Source organism: Stenotrophomonas sp. AG209, assembly GCF_003550055.1.
Taxonomy (GTDB): Bacteria; Pseudomonadota; Gammaproteobacteria; order Xanthomonadales; family Xanthomonadaceae; genus Stenotrophomonas.
Genome location: NZ_QXDB01000001.1, coordinates 1,481,681 through 1,502,868 on the forward strand (window position 1 = coordinate 1,481,681; position 21,188 = coordinate 1,502,868).

Annotated in this window: 21 protein-coding genes; 11 read left to right on the forward strand and 10 right to left on the reverse strand. The window is 67.3% G+C overall.

The window, feature by feature from the left end; translation table 11 throughout:
- Positions 1-4 precede the first annotated feature (4 nt).
- Complete coding sequence (locus tag DFO63_RS06860; RefSeq protein ID WP_075676820.1) at positions 5-2,161, reverse strand: bifunctional (p)ppGpp synthetase/guanosine-3',5'-bis(diphosphate) 3'-pyrophosphohydrolase; 2,157 nt, start codon at positions 2,159-2,161, stop codon at positions 5-7.
- 130 nt (positions 2,162-2,291) lie between these two features.
- Between DFO63_RS06860 and DFO63_RS06865 the strand changes: the two genes are divergently transcribed.
- Entirely contained in the window at positions 2,292-2,816 is a 525-nt protein-coding gene (locus DFO63_RS06865; RefSeq protein ID WP_049442966.1) for a hypothetical protein, read from the forward strand.
- Between the two features lie 75 nt (positions 2,817-2,891).
- Here DFO63_RS06865 and hrpA read toward each other — a convergent pair whose 3' ends face one another.
- Entirely contained in the window at positions 2,892-6,980 is a 4,089-nt protein-coding gene (hrpA, locus tag DFO63_RS06870) for an ATP-dependent RNA helicase HrpA (protein WP_119006646.1), read from the reverse strand.
- 86 nt (positions 6,981-7,066) lie between these two features.
- On the opposite strand from hrpA, the gene DFO63_RS06875 reads away from it, so the two are divergent.
- The 6 genes from DFO63_RS06875 (at position 7,067) to DFO63_RS06900 (ending at position 14,051) form a co-directional block, all read left to right on the forward strand.
- Positions 7,067-7,615, forward strand: coding sequence for a Dps family protein (locus DFO63_RS06875; RefSeq protein WP_006439098.1), 549 nt, complete (start codon positions 7,067-7,069; stop codon positions 7,613-7,615).
- Between the two features lie 592 nt (positions 7,616-8,207).
- On the forward strand, positions 8,208-10,013 hold the full coding sequence (gene recQ / locus DFO63_RS06880) for a DNA helicase RecQ (protein ID WP_119006647.1): 1,806 nt from the start codon (positions 8,208-8,210) through the stop codon (positions 10,011-10,013).
- 154 nt (positions 10,014-10,167) lie between these two features.
- Entirely contained in the window at positions 10,168-10,551 is a 384-nt protein-coding gene (locus tag DFO63_RS06885; protein ID WP_049442964.1) for a CopL family metal-binding regulatory protein, read from the forward strand.
- Between the two features lie 75 nt (positions 10,552-10,626).
- Complete coding sequence (locus DFO63_RS06890; RefSeq protein ID WP_119006648.1) at positions 10,627-12,450, forward strand: copper resistance system multicopper oxidase; 1,824 nt, start codon at positions 10,627-10,629, stop codon at positions 12,448-12,450.
- Positions 12,447-13,457: a copper resistance protein B gene (locus DFO63_RS06895; RefSeq protein ID WP_119006649.1), complete on the forward strand. Its 1,011-nt coding sequence runs from the start codon at positions 12,447-12,449 to the stop codon at positions 13,455-13,457. The genes DFO63_RS06890 and DFO63_RS06895 overlap by 4 nt, the downstream gene beginning before the upstream one ends.
- A gap of 81 nt (positions 13,458-13,538) precedes the next feature.
- Positions 13,539-14,051 (forward strand): GNAT family N-acetyltransferase, encoded by a 513-nt coding sequence (locus tag DFO63_RS06900; protein WP_101765950.1) that lies wholly within the window; start codon positions 13,539-13,541, stop codon positions 14,049-14,051.
- A gap of 43 nt (positions 14,052-14,094) precedes the next feature.
- Here the strand turns inward: DFO63_RS06900 and DFO63_RS06905 are convergent, their stop codons facing one another.
- Positions 14,095-14,397: a zf-TFIIB domain-containing protein gene (locus DFO63_RS06905; protein WP_119006650.1), complete on the reverse strand. Its 303-nt coding sequence runs from the start codon at positions 14,395-14,397 to the stop codon at positions 14,095-14,097.
- Positions 14,398-14,546: 149 nt separating this feature from the next.
- Between DFO63_RS06905 and DFO63_RS06910 the strand changes: the two genes are divergently transcribed.
- Positions 14,547-15,314, forward strand: a complete 768-nt coding sequence (locus tag DFO63_RS06910) for a CPBP family glutamic-type intramembrane protease (protein ID WP_119006651.1) — start codon at positions 14,547-14,549, stop codon at positions 15,312-15,314.
- Positions 15,315-15,408: 94 nt separating this feature from the next.
- A complete protein-coding gene (locus tag DFO63_RS06915) occupies positions 15,409-15,834 on the forward strand; it encodes a response regulator (protein WP_006385818.1) in 426 nt (141 codons plus the stop codon).
- Between the two features lie 37 nt (positions 15,835-15,871).
- On the opposite strand, the gene DFO63_RS06920 is transcribed toward DFO63_RS06915, so the two are convergent.
- The 7 genes from DFO63_RS06920 to DFO63_RS06950 all read right to left on the reverse strand — a co-directional run bounded on the left by DFO63_RS06920 (position 15,872) and on the right by DFO63_RS06950 (position 19,810).
- Positions 15,872-16,810: an alpha/beta hydrolase-fold protein gene (locus tag DFO63_RS06920; RefSeq protein WP_119006652.1), complete on the reverse strand. Its 939-nt coding sequence runs from the start codon at positions 16,808-16,810 to the stop codon at positions 15,872-15,874.
- An 84-nt stretch (positions 16,811-16,894) separates the two neighbouring features.
- Positions 16,895-17,758, reverse strand: coding sequence for an alpha/beta hydrolase-fold protein (locus tag DFO63_RS06925; RefSeq protein WP_119006653.1), 864 nt, complete (start codon positions 17,756-17,758; stop codon positions 16,895-16,897).
- A gap of 49 nt (positions 17,759-17,807) precedes the next feature.
- Positions 17,808-18,272, reverse strand: a complete 465-nt coding sequence (locus DFO63_RS06930; protein ID WP_049443439.1) for a hypothetical protein — start codon at positions 18,270-18,272, stop codon at positions 17,808-17,810.
- Between the two features lie 3 nt (positions 18,273-18,275).
- A complete protein-coding gene (locus DFO63_RS06935; RefSeq protein WP_119006654.1) occupies positions 18,276-18,812 on the reverse strand; it encodes a glycoside hydrolase family protein in 537 nt (178 codons plus the stop codon).
- On the reverse strand, positions 18,809-19,006 hold the full coding sequence (locus tag DFO63_RS06940; protein ID WP_014038210.1) for a hypothetical protein: 198 nt from the start codon (positions 19,004-19,006) through the stop codon (positions 18,809-18,811). Before DFO63_RS06940 ends, DFO63_RS06935 begins: the two co-directional genes overlap by 4 nt.
- Positions 19,007-19,131: 125 nt before the next feature.
- Positions 19,132-19,560, reverse strand: a complete 429-nt coding sequence (locus tag DFO63_RS06945) for a hypothetical protein (RefSeq protein ID WP_014038211.1) — start codon at positions 19,558-19,560, stop codon at positions 19,132-19,134.
- Complete coding sequence (locus tag DFO63_RS06950; RefSeq protein ID WP_049443441.1) at positions 19,550-19,810, reverse strand: YdaS family helix-turn-helix protein; 261 nt, start codon at positions 19,808-19,810, stop codon at positions 19,550-19,552. Before DFO63_RS06950 ends, DFO63_RS06945 begins: the two co-directional genes overlap by 11 nt.
- 85 nt (positions 19,811-19,895) lie before the next feature.
- On the opposite strand from DFO63_RS06950, the gene DFO63_RS06955 reads away from it, so the two are divergent.
- Together DFO63_RS06955 and DFO63_RS06960 are read left to right on the forward strand one after the other, a co-directional pair.
- Positions 19,896-20,402 (forward strand): hypothetical protein, encoded by a 507-nt coding sequence (locus DFO63_RS06955; protein WP_014038213.1) that lies wholly within the window; start codon positions 19,896-19,898, stop codon positions 20,400-20,402.
- An 88-nt stretch (positions 20,403-20,490) separates the two neighbouring features.
- Positions 20,491-20,724: a hypothetical protein gene (locus DFO63_RS06960; protein ID WP_032958956.1), complete on the forward strand. Its 234-nt coding sequence runs from the start codon at positions 20,491-20,493 to the stop codon at positions 20,722-20,724.
- Positions 20,725-21,188: the final 464 nt, after the last annotated feature.

Below are 21,188 nucleotides of genomic sequence, written 5' to 3' on the forward strand. Positions count from 1 at the left end.
AAGCTCAGCCGAGGCGACGCGCCTCACTCACGCCCGGCAGCGCATCCAGCTTGCCCAGCAGGGTCGACAACTGCCCGTAGTCGCTGACCTTCAGCCGCAGCCGCAGATGGGCGCGGCCACTGTTGCGCACGTTGTCACTGTGGATGTCGAGCACGTAGGCGTCTTCCTGGGCGATCAGGTTGGTGATGTCCTTCAGCAGCCAGCGGCGGTCGACAGCAGTGACCACCACGTCCACTTCATAGCCACCGCCGGCCTGGCCCCATTCCACCGGCAGGATGCGCTGCGGGCTGGTGGCGGCCAGCCGGGCCAGCGCGGCACAGTCTGCACGGTGCACGGTGACACCACGGCTACGGGTCAGGTAACCGACGATCGGCTCGCCGGCCACCGGCTGGCAGCAGCGTGCCAGCTGCACCAGCAGGTTGCCCACGCCCTGCACGGTGAACTTGGACTTGCCCAGGTTCTCGCGGCGCGCGGTCGGCCGCGGCAGGCTCGGCGCGGGCGCCGGCTGGCTGGCGGCACGCTCTGCTTCCAGCAGCGTACGGCTGACCTGGTTCGGGCCGGTATCGCCCAGCGCCACCTGGATGTACAGGTCATCGACACTGTCGGCATGGAACTTCTTCGCGGCGACGGCCAGGTCCGAGTGCTGCAGGCCCAGCCGCTTCAGTTCGCGCTCGAGCAGCTCGCGACCGGCCTGCACGTTGCGCGCACGGTCGAGCTTGTGGAACCAGCTGCGTACCTTCTCGCGCGAGCGGTTGCTGGCCAGGAAGCCGTTGGCTGGCATCAGCCAGTCGCGGCGCGGGTCGGCCTCCTTGCCGGTCAGGATCTCGACGCGATCGCCACTGCGCAGCCGATAGGTCAGCGGCACGATACGGCCGTTGACCTTGGCGCCGCGGCAGCGGTGCCCGACCATGGTGTGCACCTGGTAGGCGAAATCGAGCGGCGTAGCACCCTGCGGCAGGTCCAGCACTTCGTCCTTCGGGCTCAGCGCGTAGACCCGGTCCTCGGTCAGCTCGGCATCGAGCGCCCCGGCCAGTTCATTGCCCTGCCCGTCCTGCGCCTGTTCCAGCAGCTGGCGCATCCAGGTGATCTTGCGGTCGAAGGACTTCTCCGCGCCCTTGCCACCTTCCTTGTACTTCCAGTGCGCGGCCACGCCCAGCTCGGCCTGCGAGTGCATCTCGTGGGTACGGATCTGTACTTCGATGGTGCGCCCTTCCGGACCGACCACGGCGGTGTGCAGCGAGCGATAGTCATTGGCCTTGGGCCGGGCGATGTAATCATCGAATTCGCTCGGCACCGGCGCCCACAGCGCGTGCACCACGCCCAGCGCGGCGTAGCAGGCGGCGACGTCGTCGACCATCACGCGCACCGCACGGATGTCATACAGCTGGTCGAAGGCCAGCCGCTTCTTCTGCATCTTCCGCCAGATGCTGTAGATGTGCTTCGGGCGGCCACTGACTTCGGCCTTGATGCCCTGGGCGACCAGCTCGCGCGACAACACCTTCTTGACGTTCTCGACGTAGCGCTCGCGGGCGATGCGGGTTTCGTCCACCTCGCGGGCGATGCGGCGGTAGGTCTCCGGCTCCAGGTGGCGGAATGCCAGGTCCTCCAGCTCCCACTTCAGCTGCCAGATGCCCAGGCGGTTGGCCAGGGGCGCGTGGATATCGCGGGTCAGCTGGGCCAGCGCACGGCGCTGCTCTTCGTCCAGCTTGTCGGCCGCACGCATCCGCGCCAGCTGGCGTGCCAGCAGGATCGGCACCACGCGCAGGTCGCGGATGATCGCCAGCAGCAGCCGGCGCAGGCCTTCACTGTTGCGTCCGGCCTCGCGGCCGGCATGCAGTGCCCACACCGGGTCGGCGGCGTCCTGGCCATCAAGCAGGCCGATCACTGCCGCCTTGTGGCTGCCCAGCGGCAGCTGGTCCAGGCTGGCGCGCAGGCCCGGCAGGTCGAACAGCAATGCTGCCACCACCGCTCCCTCGTCAGCCGAGAGCATCGCCAGCGCATCGAGGGTATCGCCCAGCACCGACCAGGTGGCGCGCATCTGGTGGTCGCAGTCCGGCGCTTCCCAATGCTCGCGCAGGGCCTGGCGCAGCGGAGCAGGCAGCACGGCTGCCGAGGGACGGTTCAACAAGGCATCCAGGCCAGGGACGGAAGCGCGGTTCACAGCATCGAGCAGGCAAGACAGAGGCCCCTACACTAGCGCCGGCGCCGTTCAGGGACAATCACCGCGGCCACCATCACCCGGCATGAAGACATGCCGCTACACTCGCCAGCACACCCAGGAGAGACCTGCCATGCCTTCGATTGCCCTGCGCGTCCGTCCCCGGATGCTGGCCTGTGCCGCCGTGCTGCTGTCCCTTTCCGCGCCAGCGCTGGCCCAGCGCGTGGTGGAGGGCGACCTGCAGCAGCAGATGTCGCCCGCTGAGTTCAAGGCCGCCGGTCTGGAAAAGCTCAGTGCCAACGAACTGGCCACGCTCAATCGCTGGCTGCAGGGCAAAGTGGAGGCGGCCACCACCCAGGCCGTCGCCGCAGCGCGCGAAGAAGGCCGCCAGGAAGTGATCAAGAAGAACCGCGGCTTCTTCGATTTCGGCAGCAGCGAGCCGATCGAAAGCACCCTGCAGGGCGAATTCCGTGGCTTCAGCCAGGGCCGCCGCTACGTGCTGCAGAACGGCCAGGAGTGGGAGCAGATTGATGCCACGCACTATTCCGGTGGCCGCAAGGAAGCTCCGAAGGTCAGCATGCGCCCGGGCGTGATGGGGGCCTGGTACATGAAGGTGGACGGTGTGAACGTGCAGCCGAAGGTTCGCCGCGCCAAGTAACACCCGGGCATTCCAGCCGCGCCGGGTCCATGCCCGGCGGCAATGGCCGCCCGATGGGGCGGCCATTGCACGCATTTACGCCTGGCGCAGTGCGGCCACCCGCTGCGCCAGCTTCTTCGCCGAGATGCCGGTACGTGCGCCCAGCTCCTGGGCGAACAGCGATACCCGCAGTTCTTCCAGGTCCCAGCGCAGGGCCTGCCACTGCGGCCGCTCGCGCAACCCCTGCTGCTCGCCCGTCTCCAGCGCCTCCAGGAACGGATGCAGTTCCAGCATGCGCGCCTGGTCGCGCGGCGGATCACGCTTGGCGCGCTCGGTGCGCAGGATCATCGCCTTCAGGTAGCGCGGGTACTGCGCCAGCGCGTCGGCCGGCGTATCGCGCAGGAAGCCGGGATGGATCAGGCCGACCAGCTGCGCTTCCATATCGTCCAGGTTGCCGCGCGCCCAGCCCATCAACGGTGCTTCCAGCATCGGCTTCAGTTCTGCCACCAGCGCCAGGATGCTCTCGGCCAGCTTCAGTCGCGACATCGCCTCGCCAAACAGGGCCTTGGCGGCATGCTCGCGGCGCTGCTCGAAAGCCGCCGCATCGCGGATGTCTTCCAGGCCCTCGGCCAGCACTGCGTTCATCGCCGCATCGACCAGGTCACCGCGCAGGCGCTCCTGCGATTCGATGGCGGCATACAGCAGGCCGGTCTTGGCACCGACCGGCAACTGCTTGCGTGCCTGCTTCACCTTCTCGGCCAACGCGATCTCCAGCAGCCGGCGCACACCCAGCGGGTGGGCCTCCTGCGCCTGCAGGCGGTCGGCGAAGATGCGCAGCGCCACGCTGTCGCCCTCGTCCAGCAGCGCCGGATAGGCCGGTACGCCGGCTTCGCCGGGCACCTGCAGCGGAACCGGTGTGGCCGGGAACGTGCGCAGGCCATCGGCCGCCATCTCGCGGCCAGCACGTGCAGCGAAGGCATCGCCGGCACGGCCGCCGAACTTCGCGCGCAACGCATCGAGGTCGCGCGAGGTCGCGAGCACCTTGCCCTGTTCGTCGCGCAGGCGCAGATTCATGTGCAGGTGCGGTTCGATCGAACCGGGTTCGAAATCGAGCGCGGTCACCGTGGCGCCGGTGGCGCGTGACAGGAAGCGCGCCAGTTCGCCGGTGATGGCATCGGCGCTGGGCTGCGGGAACGCTTCGTAGAACGCGCGGCCGAAGTCCGGCGCCGGCACGTAGTTGCGGCGCATCGCCTTGGGCAGGCTGCGGATCAGTGCCGAGGCCTTGTCGGCAACGAAGCCCGGCGCCAGCCAGCCCAGCTGCACCGGATCCAGCGCATTGAGCAGGTGCAGCGGCACGTCCAGGGTCACGCCGTCATCGTCGGCCCCCGGCTCGAAGCGGTAATGCAGCGGCAGGCGTGCCTGGCCCAGCGCCAGGTACTTCGGGTAGCGCTCCTGTTCGCTGCCCTCGCCCGGCAACAGGTCGACCAGCGACCAGTGCAGGGTCTTGCGCTGTTCCGGTGCAAGCCCCTTCCACCAGGTATCCAGTCCTGCGGCCGAATGGATCTGCGGCGGCACCCGGTCCAGGTACCAGCGCGCCTGCCAGTCCTCGTCGGCCACGATGCCGGCGCGGCGCAGCTTGGCTTCTTCCTCGCGGGCGATCTCCAGCACTTTCTGGTTGTCGGCCACGAAACTGGCGCGGGTGTTGATCTCGCCGGTCACCAGCGCCTGGCGCACGAAGATGTCATGCGCTTCGCCCGGTTCGATGCGGCCGTAGTGCACCGGCTTCTTTGGCGCCAGCACCAGGCCGAACAGGCTGATCTGCTCGGAGGCCAGCACCTGGCCCTGCGCGCGCGACCAGTGCGGATCGAAGTGCTTGCGCAGCAGCAGGTGCGGCAACTCGGCGATGACCCAGTCCGGCTCGATCGCGGCCAGGGTCATGCCCCACACCTTCTGCGTATCCAGCAGGTTGGCCACCAGCAGCCACGGCGGCGACCGCTTGGACAGCGCCGAACCCGGGAACGGCAGGAAACGGCGCTGGCGTGGCGCCTGGAAATCGCCCTTCTCGGTGCGGTGACCGATCTGCGTCGGCAGGCCTGCCACCAGCGCGCGGTGCAGGGTCTGGTACGCAGCGGCACGCACGCGCTCGCTGAAACCGCCGCCCACCGGCGCCTGTTCCTTCTGTGCACGCACGGCCACGGGCGCCGGCGCCGGCGCCGCTTCAGCCTTGCCTTCGCGGGCCAGGCGCGCGGCACGGTGCAGCTGGCCACGGGTGGCTTTCACTGCGGCGGCATCATCACGCGCCGGGGCCGGTGCACTGCTGCCGGCCAGCAGCGGGGCCATCGAGGCATCACTGGCTTCTTCCTTCCAGCCCAGTTCCTCGCACAGCAGGCGCAGCTGGCGGTGCAGCTCGCGCCACTCGCGCATGCGCAGGAAGCCGAGGAAGTGACGACCGCACCAGTCGCGCAGCTTGGATTGGGTCAGGTCTTCGTGGGCCTGCCGGTAGGCGTCCCACAGGCGCAGCACTCCGACGAATTCCGAACGCCCATCGGCGAACTGCGCATGCGCGCTGTCGGCCGCGCCGCGCGCTTCGGGCGGGCGTTCGCGCGGGTCCTGGATGCCCAGGAACGAGGCAATCACCAGCATCGGCCGCAGGCAGCCGGCGGCCTGCGCGGCGACCAGCATGCGCGCCAGCTTCACGTCCACCGGCAGGCGTGCCATCTGCTTGCCGATGGTGGTCATTCGCCGCTCGGCGTCGATCGCGCCCAGTTCGGTCAGTTGCTGCCAGCCGTCGGCCACCGCGCGCTCATCCGGCGCTTCCAGGAACGGAAACTCCTCGATGCGGCCCAGGCCCAGCTGCAGCATGCGCAGGATCACCCCGGCCAGGCTGGAGCGGCGGATTTCCGGATCGGTGAATTCCGGCCGTGCCTGGAAGTCGGCCTCGGCGTACAGGCGGTAGCAGATGCCCTCGGCGATACGGCCGCAGCGGCCCTTGCGCTGGTTTGCGCTGGCCTGCGAGATCGGCTCGATGTGCAGGCGGTCCAGCTTGTTGCGCGGGCTGTAGCGCTTGACGCGGGCGAAGCCCGGATCGACCACGTAACGGATGCGCGGCACCGTCAGCGAGGTTTCCGCCACGTTGGTGGCCAGCACGATGCGCCGGTTCGGCCCGGGATTGAACACCCGGTCCTGGTCCTGGTTGGACAGGCGCGCGTACAGCGGCAGTACCTCGGTATTACGGTACTTGCGCCGTTCCAGCGACTGGTGCGCATCGCGGATCTCGCGCTCGCCCGGCAGGAAGATCAGCACATCGCCACGCGCATCCAGGCGGGTGATCTCGTCGATGGCCGACACGATGGCGTCGTTGACGGTGCGTTCGCCCTGGTCTTCGCCCTCGCCTTCCAGCGCGCGATAGCGCACTTCCACCGGGTAGGTGCGGCCTTCAACGCTGATCACCGGCGCATTGTCGAAATGCTGGGCGAAGCGTTCGGTGTCGATCGTGGCCGAGGTGACGATCAGCTTCAGGTCCGGGCGCTTGCGCAGCAGCTGCTTCAGGTAGCCCAGCAGGAAGTCGATATTGAGGCTGCGTTCGTGCGCCTCGTCGACGATGATCGTGTCGTAGTTCGACAACCAACGGTCACTGGCGATCTCCGCCAGCAGGATGCCGTCGGTCATGAACTTGATGCGGCTGTCTTCGCTGACCTTGTCGTTGAAGCGCACCTGGTAGCCGACCAGCTGGCCCAGTTCGCTCTGCAGTTCCTGCGCCACGCGGCTGGCCACCGCACGTGCGGCAATCCGTCGCGGCTGGGTGCAGCCGATCATGCCGGCCTGGCCACGGCCTGCGGCCAGGCACAGTTTCGGCAGCTGGGTGGTCTTGCCCGAGCCGGTTTCACCGGCGATCACCACGACCTGGTGGTCGCGGATCAGCCCGATGATGGCGTCGGCTTCACGCGCAATCGGCAGCTGCGGGTCCAGAGTAATGGACGGCTGCTGCTGCGCCCGTGTCATTCGGCGCTGCACCGATGCCTGCAAGGCCTGCTCGAAGGTGGCGGCCAGTGCCGCATCCTGTGGCTTGGCCTGGCAACGCGAGAGCATCCCCAGCAAACGGCCCCGGTCGCGGCTCATGGCGCCGTCGATGGCGGCACGCTGTTGGCGCAGGCGGGGCGATGGATTTTTATCGATAGAGTTCATCAATCGGTTCGTTCAAAACTTTGAAAGCGACCAGTCATCACGACCGGTTTATTGTGAAGGCCAACGATTCCACAAGGAGGAACCCCATGGCGAAGACCAAGAGCACGACCAAGGCCAAGACCGGCAAGCAGAAGCTTGCAGCGGCGGCACCGTCGGCGCCGAACATCGATATCGGGATCACCCAGGGCGACCGCAAGAAGATCGCCGACGGTCTGTCGCGCTTCCAGGCCGACGCGTTCACGCTCTACCTGAAGACGCACAACTTCCACTGGAACGTGACCGGGTCGATGTTCAACTCGCTGCACACCATGTTCGAGACGCAGTACACCGAGCAGTGGGCTGCACTGGACGACGTGGCCGAGCGCATCCGCGCGCTGGGCTTCAATGCCCCGGGCTCCTACCGGGAATTCGCTGCGTTGACCTCGATCGCCGAGGAACCGGGCCTGACCGACAGTGCGGACTGGCGTGAAATGGTACGCCAGTTGGTGGTCGCCAACGAAGCGGTCTGCCGTACGGCACGTGAAGTGCTGGACGTGGCGGCCAAGGGTGACGACGCCCCGACCGAGGATCTGATGACCCAACGCCTGCAGACGCACGAGAAGTACGCCTGGATGCTGCGTTCCCTGCTCCAGTAAGGTTTGAGGGGGGGCGGCAGGGCTTGCAGCCCTGCACCCGCAGAGGCAACGGCAACGGCAACAGCCGGAGCAAAAGCTGGTTTCCTGTGGGTAGGCGGGGTGGGTCCGGTGGCAGGGGACGCCGTAAACCCCGCTCCGCGGTCCGGCCCAGCCGCTGGCGGCTGTGCGTTCGGGCGCTTGCGAAGCAGTGCTTCGCAAGCAAAGCGCCCTCACCCATGGGGGCTTGGCCGCGGTATCCATGCCGCGGACACCCCTGCCACCGGCCCCACCCCGCCTTCGACAGGTCTCCGCGATCTGCCGGCAAAGCCATTGGGGTCAGATCCGTTTTCCTGCGGAAAATGGATCTGACCCATTTTGTTTGTCGATATCTGACAGATTTCATCCACGCATGGCGTGGATCTACTGGCCACCGGGCCAAGTCTGGGGGAGAGCCCCCTGAGTCAGGGGGCGGCCGCGAAGCGGCGGGGGTCTGGGAGCTGGTAAGTGGGCCCGCGTTTCGCGCAGCGAAGCGTGGGAGCGGCAGCGCGCATGCGATGGCGCGTTCCCAGGGCGCAGCCCTGCCGAGACACCCCCGCCGGGGTAAACTAGCCGGATGGCTTCCCGTCCCGCGCACGACCTGCTCCAACGCGTCTTTGGTTACGACGATTTCCGTGGTCCCCAGCAGGACATCGTGGAGCATGTGGCTGCCGGTCACGATGCCCTCGTGCTGATGCCCACCGGCGGTGGCAAATCGCTGTGCTACCAGGTCCCGGCCCTGCTGCGTGACGGTTGCGGCATCGTCATCTCGCCGCTGATCGCGCTGATGCAGGACCAGGTCGAAGCCCTGCGCCAGCTCGGCGTGCGTGCCGAATACCTGAACTCGACCCTCGACGCCGAGACCGCCGGCCGCGTCGAGCGCGAGCTGCTCGCGGGTGAGCTGGACATGCTCTATGTCGCCCCCGAGCGGCTGCTGACCGGTCGCTTCCTGTCGCTGCTGTCGCGCAGCCAGATCGCCCTGTTCGCCATCGACGAAGCACACTGCGTGTCGCAGTGGGGCCATGATTTCCGCCCCGAGTACCGCCAGCTGACCGTGCTGCACGAACGCTGGCCGCAGATCCCGCGCATCGCGCTGACCGCGACCGCCGATCCGCCGACCCAGCGCGAGATCGCCGAGCGCCTCGATCTGCAGGAAGCGCGCCACTTCGTCAGCTCCTTCGACCGCCCCAACATCCGCTACACCGTGGTGCAGAAGGACAACGCCCGCAAGCAGCTGACCGATTTCCTGCGCGGCCACCGTGGCGAGGCCGGCATCGTCTACTGCATGTCGCGGCGCAAGGTCGAGGAGACCGCCGAATTCCTCTGCGGACAGGGCTTCAACGCCCTGCCCTACCATGCCGGCCTGCCGCCGGACGTGCGCGCGAACAACCAGCGCCGCTTCCTGCGCGAGGACGGCATCGTGATGTGCGCCACCATCGCCTTCGGCATGGGCATCGACAAGCCGGACGTGCGCTTCGTGGCGCATACCGACCTGCCGAAGTCGATGGAAGGCTACTACCAGGAAACCGGCCGCGCCGGCCGCGATGGTGAGGCCGCCGAAGCCTGGCTGTGCTACGGCCTCGGCGACGTGGTGCTGCTCAAGCAGATGATCGAGCAGTCCGAGGCCGGTGAAGAGCGCAAGCAGCTGGAGCGGGCCAAGCTCGACCACCTGCTGGGCTACTGCGAATCCATGCAATGCCGCCGCCAGGTGCTGCTGGCCGGCTTCGGCGAGACCTACCCCCAGCCCTGCGGCAACTGCGACAACTGCCTGACACCACCGGCCTCCTGGGACGCCACCATTCCTGCACAGAAAGCGCTGAGCTGCGTCTACCGCAGCGGCCAGCGCTTCGGTGTCGGCCACCTGATCGACATCCTGCGTGGCAGCGAGAACGAGAAGGTGAAGCAGCAGGGCCATGACAAGCTCAGCACCTATGCGATCGGCCGCGACCTGGATGCACGCACCTGGCGCAGCGTGTTCCGCCAGTTGGTCGCCGCCAGCCTGCTGGAAGTGGACAGCGAGGGCCACGGTGGCCTGCGCCTGACCGATGCCAGCCGCGACGTGCTGACCGGCCGTCGCCAGATCAGCATGCGCCGCGATCCCGCCAGCAGCACCAGTGGCCGCGAGCGCAGTGCGCAGCGCACCGGCTTGTCGGTGCTGCCGCAGGATCTGGCCCTGTTCAAAGCCCTGCGCGGCCTGCGTGCCGAACTGGCCCGCGAACAGAACGTGCCGGCGTTCGTGATCTTCCACGACAGCACCCTGCGCAACATTGCCGAACAGCGCCCGACCAGCCTGGATGCGCTGGCCCGGGTCGGCGGCATCGGTGGCACCAAGCTGAGCCGCTACGGCCCGCGCCTGGTCGAGATCGTGCGCGAAGAAGGTTGACGCCGGGCTTCCTGCAGAGCCGGGGCGACGCTCGGCTGCCGTTGCCGCAGAAGCAGCCGAGCATGGGCTCGGCTCTACACTGGTGCTGCTCCAATCTTGAACCGGCCATTCAGCCGGAAGTGCATCCGCGCCCACTTGCAGCTAGATTAGCGCCATGTCCCTGGCCTCGACCCTGCTCCGTGTCGTGCTCATGCTCAGCCTGTTGCTCAACGGGCTGAACGCGGCCATGGCCAGCGGTCACGAGGAAATGGGCCGGATGGCCCACGCCGCAGCCGCTGCTGTTGATGGCGGCACCCCTGATTGCCACCACCACGCCGGCATGCAGGCCGACCCGGCCCCACAGGCCAAGGCCCCGCCCCACGACGCCCACTGCCAGATCAAGGACTGCGTGCGCAGCTGCGCCCAGCACCCGCTGCTGGTGGTGCTGCCGCTGCCGGTCATGGCCGGCCCGGCACTGTCACTGGCACCGCAGCCGATGCCGGCCACTGGCCGTCCGGCGCCGCCGCTGCCGCCGATCTCTCGTCCTCCCATCGGCTGATTCCACACGCACCGTGCGCCCTGCGCACCGTAGCCGGCCGCCTGCCGGCGTCTTTACGTGTCTGGAGTCACCACCATGAATACCCGCATTCCCCCCGGTCCGGGCGCTGTGCCCATGCCGTCGCGCCGCCTGTTCGTACAGGGCCTGGCCGCCGGCGGCGTGGTTGCCGGCATCGCCGCTGTCGGTGTGCCGCAGCGCGCGCTCGCCGCCGCCACGGCCGCCCCACGCCTGGCCGGCGCCCCCGCCGTGCTCAGCGACACCCGCATCGAACTGGCCATCGGCGAATCGCTGGCCAACTTCACCGGCCGCACCCGCCCGGCGATCACCGTCAATGGATCGCTGCCGGCACCGATCCTGCGCTGGCGCGAGGGCCAGACCGTGGACCTGTTCGTGCGCAACACGCTGGAACGCCACCCGACCTCGATCCACTGGCACGGCATCCTGCTGCCGGCCAACATGGACGGTGTGCCGGGCCTGAGCTTCAACGGCATCGGCCCCGGTGAGACCTACCACTACCACTTCGAGCTGAAGCAGTCGGGTACCTACTGGTACCACAGCCACTCGATGTTCCAGGAGCAGGCCGGCCTGTACGGCGCGCTGATCATCGATCCCGCCGAGCCGGCGCCGTACCGGCACGACCGCGAGCACGTGATCATGCTGTCCGACTGGACCGACATGGACCCGGGCGCGCTGTTCCGCCGCATGAAGAAGCTGGCGGCGTACGACAACTACTACATGCGCACGCTGCCGGACTTCCTGCGCGACGTGAAGCGCGACGGCTGGTCGGCGGCGCTGTCCGACCGCGGCATGTGGGGACGGATGCGGATGACGCCGACCGACCTGTCCGACGTCAACGCCAACACCTATACCTACCTGATGAACGGCACTGCCCCGGCGGGCAACTGGACCGGGCTGTTCCGCAGTGGCGAGAAGGTGCTGCTGCGCTTCATCAACGGTGGGTCGATGACCTACTTCGACGTGCGCATTCCTGGTTTGAAGATGACCGTGGTCGCCGCCGATGGCCAGTACATCCATCCGGTGAGCATCGATGAGTTCCGCATCGCCCCGGCCGAGACCTACGACGTGCTGGTGGAACCGAGCGGCCAGGATGCCTACACGATCTTCTGCCAGGACATGGGCCGCACCGGCTACGCCGCCGGCACACTGGCCGTACGTCATGGCCTGCAGGCGCCGATTCCCGAGCGCGACCCCCGCGTGCTGCTGACCATGGCCGACATGGGCCACGGCATGTCGGGGCACGACATGGGCGGCGGTGGCCACGGCGGCCACGACATGGCCGCGATGAAGGGAATGGAAGGTGGCTGCGGCGCCAGCATGGGCCACGGCGCGTCCGCCGGCGGCGACGCCAGCAAGGCGCCGAAGCACCCGGCCAGCGAGCGCAACAACCCGCTGGTGGACATGCAGAGTTCGGCCACCGAACCGAAGCTGGACGACCCCGGCATCGGCCTGCGCGACAACGGCCGCCAGGTGTTGACCTACGGTGCGATGCGCAGCCTGTTCGAGGATCCCGATGGCCGCGAACCCAGCCGCGAGATCGAGCTGCACCTGACCGGCCACATGGAGAAGTTCTCCTGGTCGTTCGATGGCATTCCGTTCGCCAGCGCCGAACCGCTGCGGCTGAACTACGGCGAACGCATGCGCATCGTGCTGGTCAACGACACCATGATGCAGCACCCGATCCACCTGCACGGCGTGTGGAGCGATCTGGAAAACGCGCAGGGCGAGTTCCAGCTGCGCAAGCACACCATCGACATGCCACCCGGCACCCGCCGCAGCTACCGCGTGCGCGCCGATGCGCTCGGCCGCTGGGCCTACCACTGCCATCTGCTGTACCACATGGAAGCGGGCATGATGCGCGAAGTGAGGATCGAAGAATGAGCCGCTCACTGCTTTCCGCCAGCCTGCTGGCGCTGGGCCTGGCCGCCGCGCTGCCGGTGTTCGCGCAGTCGCACGAAGGTCATGACATGACCGCGATGGATCCGCCGGCGAAGACCGCGAAGACGCCGGTCGCACCGGTCGATCATTCGAAGATGGATCCGGGCGCGATGGACCACTCAGCCATGGATCACTCGAAGATGGACCATGGCGCGATGCAACCGGCGGCGATGGACAACACCACAATGGACCCTTCCAGGATGGATCATGCGGCGATGGGTCACGGCACGCCCGCGCCCACCGAACCGCGCGAACCCATCCCGGTACCGACCGATGCCGACCGTGCCGCTGCCTTCCCGCCCATCGCCCACGGTGCGATGGAGCATGCGCCGGAGATCAACAGCCTGCTGCTGATCGACCGCCTCGAACACTGGGATGGCAAGAGCAGCAACGGCCAGGCCTGGGAGGCGACCGGTTGGATCGGCGGCAACATCAACCGCCTGTGGCTGCGCACCGATGGCGAACGCAGTCGTGGCCGCACCGAATCGTCGTCACTGGAAGCGCTGTACGGCCGCAGCGTGTCGCCGTGGTGGGACGTGCTGGTCGGCGTGCGCCAGGACTTCCGCCCGGCCGACTCGCGCACCTGGGCAGCGGTCGGCATCCAGGGCCTGGCGCCGTACAAGTTCGAAAGCTCGGCCACGTTGTACATGGGCTCCGGTGGCCAGGTGCTGGCCAAGGCCGAGGTTGAGTATGACGTGCTGCTGACCAACCGTTTGATCCTGCAACCGCTGCTGGAAGCCACCGTCGCGGCCAGGGATGAACCGGAGTACGGCATTGGTCGCGGACTAAACAAGGTGGAGGCCGGTCTGCGCCTGCGCTATGAGTTCAGCCGCCGCTTCGCGCCGTACATCGGCATCAGCCACGAACGCACGTTTGGCGACACCGCCGACTACGCCGGTGACCACGCGCGCGACACACGCTGGGTGGCCGGCGTGCGCATGTGGTTCTGAGCAGCGGTTCGTGAGCAATGGCCAGCCCCGGCAGTCGCCGGGGCCGGCTACACTGCGCCACGCTCCATTGCAGGCCCCGCCATGTCGTTGCAGATCCGCCGCGCCACCCTTGCCGATGTCGACGCCCTGTCGGCGATCGCCATCACCACCTACAACGAAACCTGGGGCGACTCGTACCCGGCGCAGGAGCTGCATGATTTCCTGCAGGCGCACTACAGCCGCGAACCGCAGCGCATCGAACTGTCCGACCCACGCAGTGCCATCTGGCTGCTGATGGACGATGAAACCGTGGTCGGCTATCTGGCGGCCGGTGCCAACACCCTGCCGCATGCGGATGCACGCGAAGGCGATATCGAGCTGAAGCGGTTCTACATCCTGGCCGCGCACCAGAACGGCGGCCACGGCGCGCGCCTGATGGACGCGTTCATGACCTGGCTGGACCAGCCGCAGCGCCGCACCCTGTGGGTGGGCGTGTGGGAGGAGAACTTCGGTGCGCAGCGCTTCTATGCACGCTATGGCTGCGAAAAGGCTGGCGAGTACGACTTCATCGTCGGCGACACCCACGACCGCGAGTTCATCCTGCGCCGGGCGTGATCATGCGATCCATGCAGCGTCGAGCCATGCTCGACGCTACAAATTAGAAATCGAACAGCTCCGACAGGAAGCTGTCCTTCTTCTTTTTCTTGTAACCGTGGCCACGGTTGTCCTCGTAGCGCTGGCCGAGGTGGCGGGTATCACGGTGCATCACCGGTGGCGGCGCGGATGCTGGCTGAGCCTGCACGGGCGCTGGCGGCGGCACGGCCGTACCTGCACGTTCGATGATCTTGTCCAGCTCGCCACGATCCAGCCATACGCCTCGGCAGCCCGGGCAGTAGTCAATCTCGATGCCGTGGCGTTCGGCCATCTGCAGGGTCTGGGTCTTGCACACGGGGCACAGCATCGGCGTCGCTCCTGTCGGTCTGGCCTCGACTGTACCTGCGTGGTGATGACTGTGCGGCAACGCATGACCGAAGGCACAGGGACTTCCGGCGCGTGCCCGCCTGCATGCCGCGCAGCACACTGCGGCCTCACCCCGCAGGAAGTACGTACATGACTGTGCTGTCCCGCCTGCCCACTGCGGCGCGCCTGGTGCTGGTGCTGTCCGGCGTCGCCCTGGGCCTGAACCTGCGCGACATCGCCGCAGCCGCAGGGACTCCGATTCCTGCCCTGCCCATGCCCTACGGCGGCAGCCTGCTGGACAACGCACTGGCCGTGCTGGTGGCACTGCTGCTGGCCGTGCTGCTGCGGCCCCGTGGCATGGGTCTGTTGGCCAGCCTCGGGCTGTGCGGCAACGGCTGGGCCGGACCGTTGTGGGTGCTGCTGGCCAGCCTGCCCTGCTGGCTGGGACTGGCGCTGCTCGGTACTCCGAACACGGCGCTGACCGCGCTGGATGCCACGATGCTGGCCGTGCTGTTCCCGCTGGCTGAGGAAGTGCTGTTCCGTGGCCTGGGCTTCGTGCTGCTGGTGAAGATCGTGCGCGGTCCGTGGCCGCTGCTCGCGCTGCCGCAGGCACTGCTGTTCGGCATGGTGCATTGGCTCGGCTTCGGCGGGTTCGACGGCGGCGGCATCGCACTGTTCATTGGCGCGGTGATCGCGCTGGGCGGCTTCATCTTCGCCTGGCTCGACCACTTCGACGGCGACACCCTGTGGTGCGGCCTGGTCCTGCATGTTTCGATGAACCTCGCCTGGAACGTGTTCAGCCTCGACGACGCCGTCGCACTGGGTTGGCAGGCCACCAGCCTGCGCATCGGCACCGCGCTGCTGGCGGTCGCGGTACTGGCCTGGCACGTGCGACGTCGGCGCCAGACACGCCTGTAACGCCCACTTAGCCTGCCGTGCACGCCGGGCTCACTACCGGCTTGCGCATACTTGCGCGCCTTTTGCTCCCCCTGTTGTCCGGAGTTGCCGCGTCATGTTGCTGTCCAAGCGCTTTGTGGAACCACGCGTCCTGCTGATCGAGGACGCCGAGGAAACCCAGGAACTCAGTCGCCTCGCCCTGGAAAGCCAGGCCTGCCAGGTCACCGCTGTCAGCAGCGCCGAGGCCGCGCTGGGCCTGCTCAACGCCGGTGAACCGTTCGACCTGCTGTTCACCGACGTCTGCCTGGGCGGCATCAGCGGCATCGAAACCGCCAACCGCGTGCGCGAGCACCTGCCGCAGCTGCCGATCCTGGTCACCTCTGGCATGGACCAGCACCGCGTGCTGCCGCAGCTGCGCGCCGGCATCCACTTTCTGCCCAAACCGTACAGCATGAGCGAACTGCTCGATGCCATCCGCCTGTGCTTCCGCCATGCAGCGGATGCCACGTTGATGCCGCCGCCGCAGGCCAGCGCGGCCTGAGGCAATCATCCACGCATGGCGTGGATTGAACCTGCGATCAACCGCTGCTGTACGGCCCCGTGCCCGGGAACACCTTCAACAGCGCGCGGGTGATCATGTCCGGGTACACCGTGAAGTGGTCCTCGTCGTCGATCACCATGTTGTCCACCGTCAGCGAGCGGCCACTGCCGCGCAGCTGCTCGGCGAACTCGGCGTTGTGCCGCAGCATGTCGTTGCGGGTGAAATAGCGCGGCTCCGGCTTGACCGTTTCAAAGCTGCCGATCGACAGCATCACCGTGGTCGACTGCGTGGGCGCCTTGGCCTCGGCCTGCAGGCGCGGCACAAGGTGGTTGTCGAACCACAGCGACGGGCTGGACAGGATGTAGGTACGGAACATGTCCGGACGCGTGGTCAGCACGTAGGCACCGAACAGGCCGCCATAGGAATGACCGGCATAGGCACGCCGTGCCGGATCGGTGCGGTAGCGCGCATCGATCATCGGCAGCACGCGCTCAGCGAGGAAGTCGCGGTAATGTGCGGCACCGCCGTAACTGACGTCATCGCTGTAGTCACGCGGATCGGTACGCGCTGGGTCGCTGGGCGTGTAATCCCGCGAGCGGCTCTGCTTGGACGTCAGGCCTTCCTGCGGCGGCAGCCCGACCAGGATGAAATCCTCGATGTTGACGCCCTTCTGCCCGACCATGTTGCGCACGCTGCGCACCAGCGGGAAGCTGTACAGCGCATCGGTCACGTACAGCACCGGATAGTGCTTTTCCGGATGTGCGGCGTAGTCGGCCGGCAACGCCACCCAGATCGGGTAATCGCGGCCGACCGGATCGTGCACGCGCAGCGCCTCGGTATCCGGCAGCACCACGCCCGGCGCGGCGGTGGCCGCGCTTTCCTTCGCTTCCTTCTGGGTTGCTGGTGGCGCCACCGACATCGCACAACCACTCACGGCCAGGCAGGCCGCCACACTCCATCCACGCACACGCTGCATCCACACTCTCCCGTTGCGGGCGACGCACCCGGGTGGCGTCGCTACCGCATCCTCACACGTCGCGCGGCGCCGCGCCACGCGCGGTCAGGGCGAGGCCGGCGGCGGCGCCGGAAAAAGGGTGCGCAGCGCCTGCAATGCGGCCGGGTGGTAGATCGTCGCGTGGGTTTCCTCCGGCAGCGGCAGGTACTTCACCAGCGGCGACGGCGAAGCCTGCTGCAGCAGCGCAGCCAGTCGTGCCGTGGAGGCGGCCAGTTCCGGCTGCCCGCTGCTGGCCAGGAACACGTGCGGCTGTGCACGCGTCACCGCCGGTAGCTGCTTGGCCGCCCCGGCCAGCATCGCGCCACGGCTCCACCACAGGCTGGGGTCCAGCGCGATATAGCTGTTGAACAGCGTCGGCTCCTGCAGCAACGTCTCGACCACGAACAGGCCAGCCAGCGACTCACCGATCAGCGCGCGCTCGTCGGTGGTCGGGTAGCGCTGGCGTACCTGCGGCATCAGTTCATCGCGCAGGAAGCTGCGGTAGGCCGCCGAGCCACCGATGCGCGGCGCGATCTTCTGGTCCTGCGGGTCGCTGCTGGGGCCGGTCATGTCGCGGCGGCGCTCGGTGTTCTCGATGCCGACCAGCAGGAACGGACGCATGCTGCCGTTGCCGGTCAGCACCTGCACCAGCCCTGCCACATGCAGGAAGTCCTCGCCGATACCGCCATCGGCCATATACAGCACCGGCAGCGGCGCCTTCGGATCCAGGCCCCAGGGCTGCGGTCGATAGACATTGATACGGCGGGTTTCGCCCATCGCCTTCGACTCGATGGTGAAGGTCTCGCCGATCACCAACGGTGCCGCCGCCGTGACCGGGTCCGGCGACGTCGCCTGCGCGGCGGGTACAGCAGCAATACATGGCCCGGCGGTGGCCAGCAGGACCAAGGCGGACAAAACAACGACGCGCATGCGAACTTCCATTTTCGAGAGAACGGCCAGCATAACTGCACCGGTGTCCTCAACGGCGATCCAGCTCGATCACGGCCTGGCACGCGCGGAGCTGGTCGTCGGCATCGCGTCCGATTCGAACAAGCGCTGCCGCAACCTCTGCTCGTAACTGGGCGCCCGCATCACGTTCGCCGGTGCGGGCGGCGGCTTCGGACAGACGGCCGGTGTGGCACGCGGCAAGGTCGTCGCGCAGGCGGAGAGTGCCAGCACGCAGGGCAGCCACCACGTCGGCATCCACCGCCGCCGCGCGCTCACGATCATGTTCATGTTGTTCCCCCAGTGAGGCCATCGCCTCGCTCCGTTCTTCCTGATCCCGGCGCAACCGTTGCTCGGACTGCACCGCGCCGGCGTGACGTGCCGCATCGGCCCGCGCCATCGCCAGATCACTGCGATCACCGCGCCAACGCCAGCCGGCCACGAACATCAGCAGCGACCACAGCAGCAGCGACGCCACCATCATCAGCATGCGCGGCATGGGTCACTGCTCCGACAGGCAACGTGCATGGCGCTGCTGCTGGCGCTCCCACACCCCCCAGCACACGGTGTTGGGCCGACCATCGATGCGGGCCGAACAGTCGTAGCCCCCTGCCCGCTTCCACAGCAGCAACGCATCGCAGGCCTGGCGATACTCACCCTGCAGCAGATGCCGGCGCATCGACGACGTGCGCCAGTTGCCGATGCCGTACTGGTAGAGGAAGTCGACATAGACGTCGTACTCGCCCTGGCTGAGCGCCACGCCGGGCAGCGACGCGCGGAACTGCCCTTCCTCCCTGGCCAGATGGGCCTGCACGGTATGCAGCGCACGTACCGGCGTGGTGCGGTCGCCCATTCTCACCGGAGTGCCATCCTCGCGAACGGTCGAGCCGAAGCCATAGGTTGGACGGTCATTGCGCGTCGGTACCACTGCGGCGTCGGTGTATCCCTCGCGGTCAACGATGGCGATCAGGCCCGCAGCACTCAGCGCAAGCGCGGCGACCAGGCTGCGCACCGGCAATGTACTGCTGGGCCGGCTCATTCGCGCTCCCTGCGGCGCCATTCGCGCAGCCAGCGCCAACCCAGATAGGCAATCTGCGCCGCCAGGTAGATGATGGTGAGGACCACGACCAGGCGGTCCAGGGTGATGCCGGCTGCAAGCGCACCGGCGACGGTGACCGGCGGCGCCGACTTGATGGCCGCCGCGCCGGCCGTACTGATGATTTCTTCTTTCATGATGGGTCCTGGAAGGAATGCAGGCCGCGTCGCATCGACATGGCCCGAAGAGATGCCCGCCCCGCTGCCGGCTCGGCACGAGGGTTGTTCCGGTCGGGAGGCGGGCGAAAGATCGGATCCGCCGCTCATGCGGCCTGGGCGATACCCTCCATCCAGCCGCGCACGCGCTGGAAGCCAAGTTCGACCAGGTTGAGGTAATGCCGGTTGGATACCGGTCGCTGCCCGCTGTTGGCCAGCAGCAGATTCGCCGTTTCGAATCGTTCGACCTTGCGTCGGCCACGGCCGCAGTAGTAGCCGCGCAGCGCACAGGCCATCGCCACGTTGTCACGCGCGACCGCCGTGATGATGTCTTCGATCTGCTGCGCCAGCTGATCGGTTTCCAGAGGCTTGTAGCCCTGGGCCCGCCCCGGCATGTCACCACGATGCTCGATCAGCACCGCCAGCAGGTTGCGCGACTGGAAGCCGAGGTATTCGCAGTCGCGATGCAGCGCATATTCGCCGCCCCAGTGCTCCAGGCGGCTGCGGACATACTCACCGAACGTATCAAGCTGCATGGGGGGCTTCTCCTTTGAGGGACGACGGGGCCGGACCGAACACATCCGGGCGCAGGGTTTCGCGGCGCACGGCGCCTGCCGTGGCCAGCTCGATGCGCCGGCACAGTCGCGCGCCGGGCAGCTTGTGGCCGCGGGCGATCATGTAGAGGGTCCGCAGCGCGCAACCGGTCTGGTGGGCCAGGCGGCGCATGACGGGGCAGCTGGGGGTGCCGTAGCCCCCTTGGGAGATGGCGTAGTCGATGAGGTTCATGGCCCACACATTACCGTCAAGGTAATGAGTAGTCAATACCGTTTTGGTCATTTGCTGGATTGGTAATGCAGCGCACCATCTACAGATGGACGCCAGTACCGCTCGCACCCTCAACATGCGCCTACGCGTGGCCGCCGCCGGCGGCCCGGCCGAATGGGCCCGCCTGTTCGGTGGCACCCGCTGGGCGCAGCCCCAGGTCAGCCAGTGGATTTCCGAGAGCAACCCGAAGAGCATCGGCCATCGTCTTGCGCGCGACCTTGAATCAGTGATGCAGCTTCCGCATGGAACGCTGGATCGCGTCGATCAGGACGGGGACGTGTCGCTTCAGTCTCAATCTACGGGACTGGATTTCGCGAAAATGAGCGCTGCGGTCAAGGTGCTTTCGCACTACCTGGAGCTGGTCGGCGATCCACCGGAATGGATCTACGATCCCGTGCTGCTGGAGACCGCATTCATGGTCGTGGACGAGTTCGGTCAGCCCTCTGCGCCGGACAATGTGCTCGACCTGACGAAGCTTCTGGCAAGACGGATCAGGGAGGCAAAGGATGACTCACACGCGACTCGAGGAGCTCGCACAGCGGTTGGCCGCTAGGACCCAGGAACTGCGCGGCGAGCGCACCCCGGCCCCTGCACTGCGGGTGGTGGCGGGAGACGCACATGTGGTTCGCGGGGAGAGGCGCATGGACGCGATCATGCGCGAGTGGCATTGCCGCATGATCCGCAACGTACGCCGGCGCTGGGGCGAGCCCATGCAGCATGTGATCGACCAGGCCTGTTGCGGTGTGGTCAACATCGAGCAGCTTGCCGACGACGCACTGATCCAGTTGCACAAGGACATGGAGCGCGCGGAGGAGTGCATCCGGGAGGGTATTTCCTTCCACGACGCCGGGCTGTTGCGCGCGCATTACGGCTGACGGCGGCCCTGACCGGCCGGCAACGGCCGGCTTGGGCCACGCATTCATTACCAAAAGTTACCTAAACATTACCATTTAGGCGCAAAGATTGACGCAGACGACATGGCGCCAGCAGTGATGGGAGCGCGCGCAAAGCGCCTCTTTCCCGCGACTGCCGACCTGATGGCGCACGCTGCCAGCGGGTAGGTACCCGGGAGCCTATGGCACCTGCAGCACCGTGTCGTTGCTGCGGCACTTCCGCGCATTGCAGACGTGCTTTCGAGGGGCAATAAAAAAGGCGCCCCATGGGCGCCTTGATCATCACTGCAATGGTGGGCCGTGAAGGATTCGAACCTTCGACCAAAAGATTAAAAGGCATCACGTTTACGCTTTGAAATCAACGATATGGCGCCTTCAATTTTTCCGGCGCCGCGTCGTGAAACGCCTGCCATGCATAGTGAGCGTGAGGCATTTTTCCGGTCATC

What these genes read in the sequence shown, in the direction of transcription:
- DFO63_RS06865 (WP_049442966.1), top strand. Translation starts at nt 2,292, where the DNA reads ATGCCTTCGATTGCCCTGCGCGTCCGTCCCCGGATGCTGGCCTGTGCC.
- hrpA (WP_119006646.1), bottom strand. Translation starts at nt 6,980, where the DNA reads ATGAACTCTATCGATAAAAATCCATCGCCCCGCCTGCGCCAACAGCGT.
- DFO63_RS06875 (WP_006439098.1), top strand. Translation starts at nt 7,067, where the DNA reads ATGGCGAAGACCAAGAGCACGACCAAGGCCAAGACCGGCAAGCAGAAG.
- recQ (WP_119006647.1), top strand. Translation starts at nt 8,208, where the DNA reads ATGGCTTCCCGTCCCGCGCACGACCTGCTCCAACGCGTCTTTGGTTAC.
- DFO63_RS06885 (WP_049442964.1), top strand. Translation starts at nt 10,168, where the DNA reads ATGTCCCTGGCCTCGACCCTGCTCCGTGTCGTGCTCATGCTCAGCCTG.
- DFO63_RS06890 (WP_119006648.1), top strand. Translation starts at nt 10,627, where the DNA reads ATGAATACCCGCATTCCCCCCGGTCCGGGCGCTGTGCCCATGCCGTCG.
- DFO63_RS06895 (WP_119006649.1), top strand. Translation starts at nt 12,447, where the DNA reads ATGAGCCGCTCACTGCTTTCCGCCAGCCTGCTGGCGCTGGGCCTGGCC.
- DFO63_RS06900 (WP_101765950.1), top strand. Translation starts at nt 13,539, where the DNA reads ATGTCGTTGCAGATCCGCCGCGCCACCCTTGCCGATGTCGACGCCCTG.
- DFO63_RS06905 (WP_119006650.1), bottom strand. Translation starts at nt 14,397, where the DNA reads ATGCTGTGCCCCGTGTGCAAGACCCAGACCCTGCAGATGGCCGAACGC.
- DFO63_RS06910 (WP_119006651.1), top strand. Translation starts at nt 14,547, where the DNA reads ATGACTGTGCTGTCCCGCCTGCCCACTGCGGCGCGCCTGGTGCTGGTG.
- DFO63_RS06915 (WP_006385818.1), top strand. Translation starts at nt 15,409, where the DNA reads ATGTTGCTGTCCAAGCGCTTTGTGGAACCACGCGTCCTGCTGATCGAG.
- DFO63_RS06920 (WP_119006652.1), bottom strand. Translation starts at nt 16,810, where the DNA reads ATGCAGCGTGTGCGTGGATGGAGTGTGGCGGCCTGCCTGGCCGTGAGT.
- DFO63_RS06925 (WP_119006653.1), bottom strand. Translation starts at nt 17,758, where the DNA reads ATGCGCGTCGTTGTTTTGTCCGCCTTGGTCCTGCTGGCCACCGCCGGG.
- DFO63_RS06930 (WP_049443439.1), bottom strand. Translation starts at nt 18,272, where the DNA reads ATGCCGCGCATGCTGATGATGGTGGCGTCGCTGCTGCTGTGGTCGCTG.
- DFO63_RS06935 (WP_119006654.1), bottom strand. Translation starts at nt 18,812, where the DNA reads ATGAGCCGGCCCAGCAGTACATTGCCGGTGCGCAGCCTGGTCGCCGCG.
- DFO63_RS06940 (WP_014038210.1), bottom strand. Translation starts at nt 19,006, where the DNA reads ATGAAAGAAGAAATCATCAGTACGGCCGGCGCGGCGGCCATCAAGTCG.
- DFO63_RS06945 (WP_014038211.1), bottom strand. Translation starts at nt 19,560, where the DNA reads ATGCAGCTTGATACGTTCGGTGAGTATGTCCGCAGCCGCCTGGAGCAC.
- DFO63_RS06950 (WP_049443441.1), bottom strand. Translation starts at nt 19,810, where the DNA reads ATGAACCTCATCGACTACGCCATCTCCCAAGGGGGCTACGGCACCCCC.
- DFO63_RS06955 (WP_014038213.1), top strand. Translation starts at nt 19,896, where the DNA reads ATGGACGCCAGTACCGCTCGCACCCTCAACATGCGCCTACGCGTGGCC.
- DFO63_RS06960 (WP_032958956.1), top strand. Translation starts at nt 20,491, where the DNA reads ATGGACGCGATCATGCGCGAGTGGCATTGCCGCATGATCCGCAACGTA.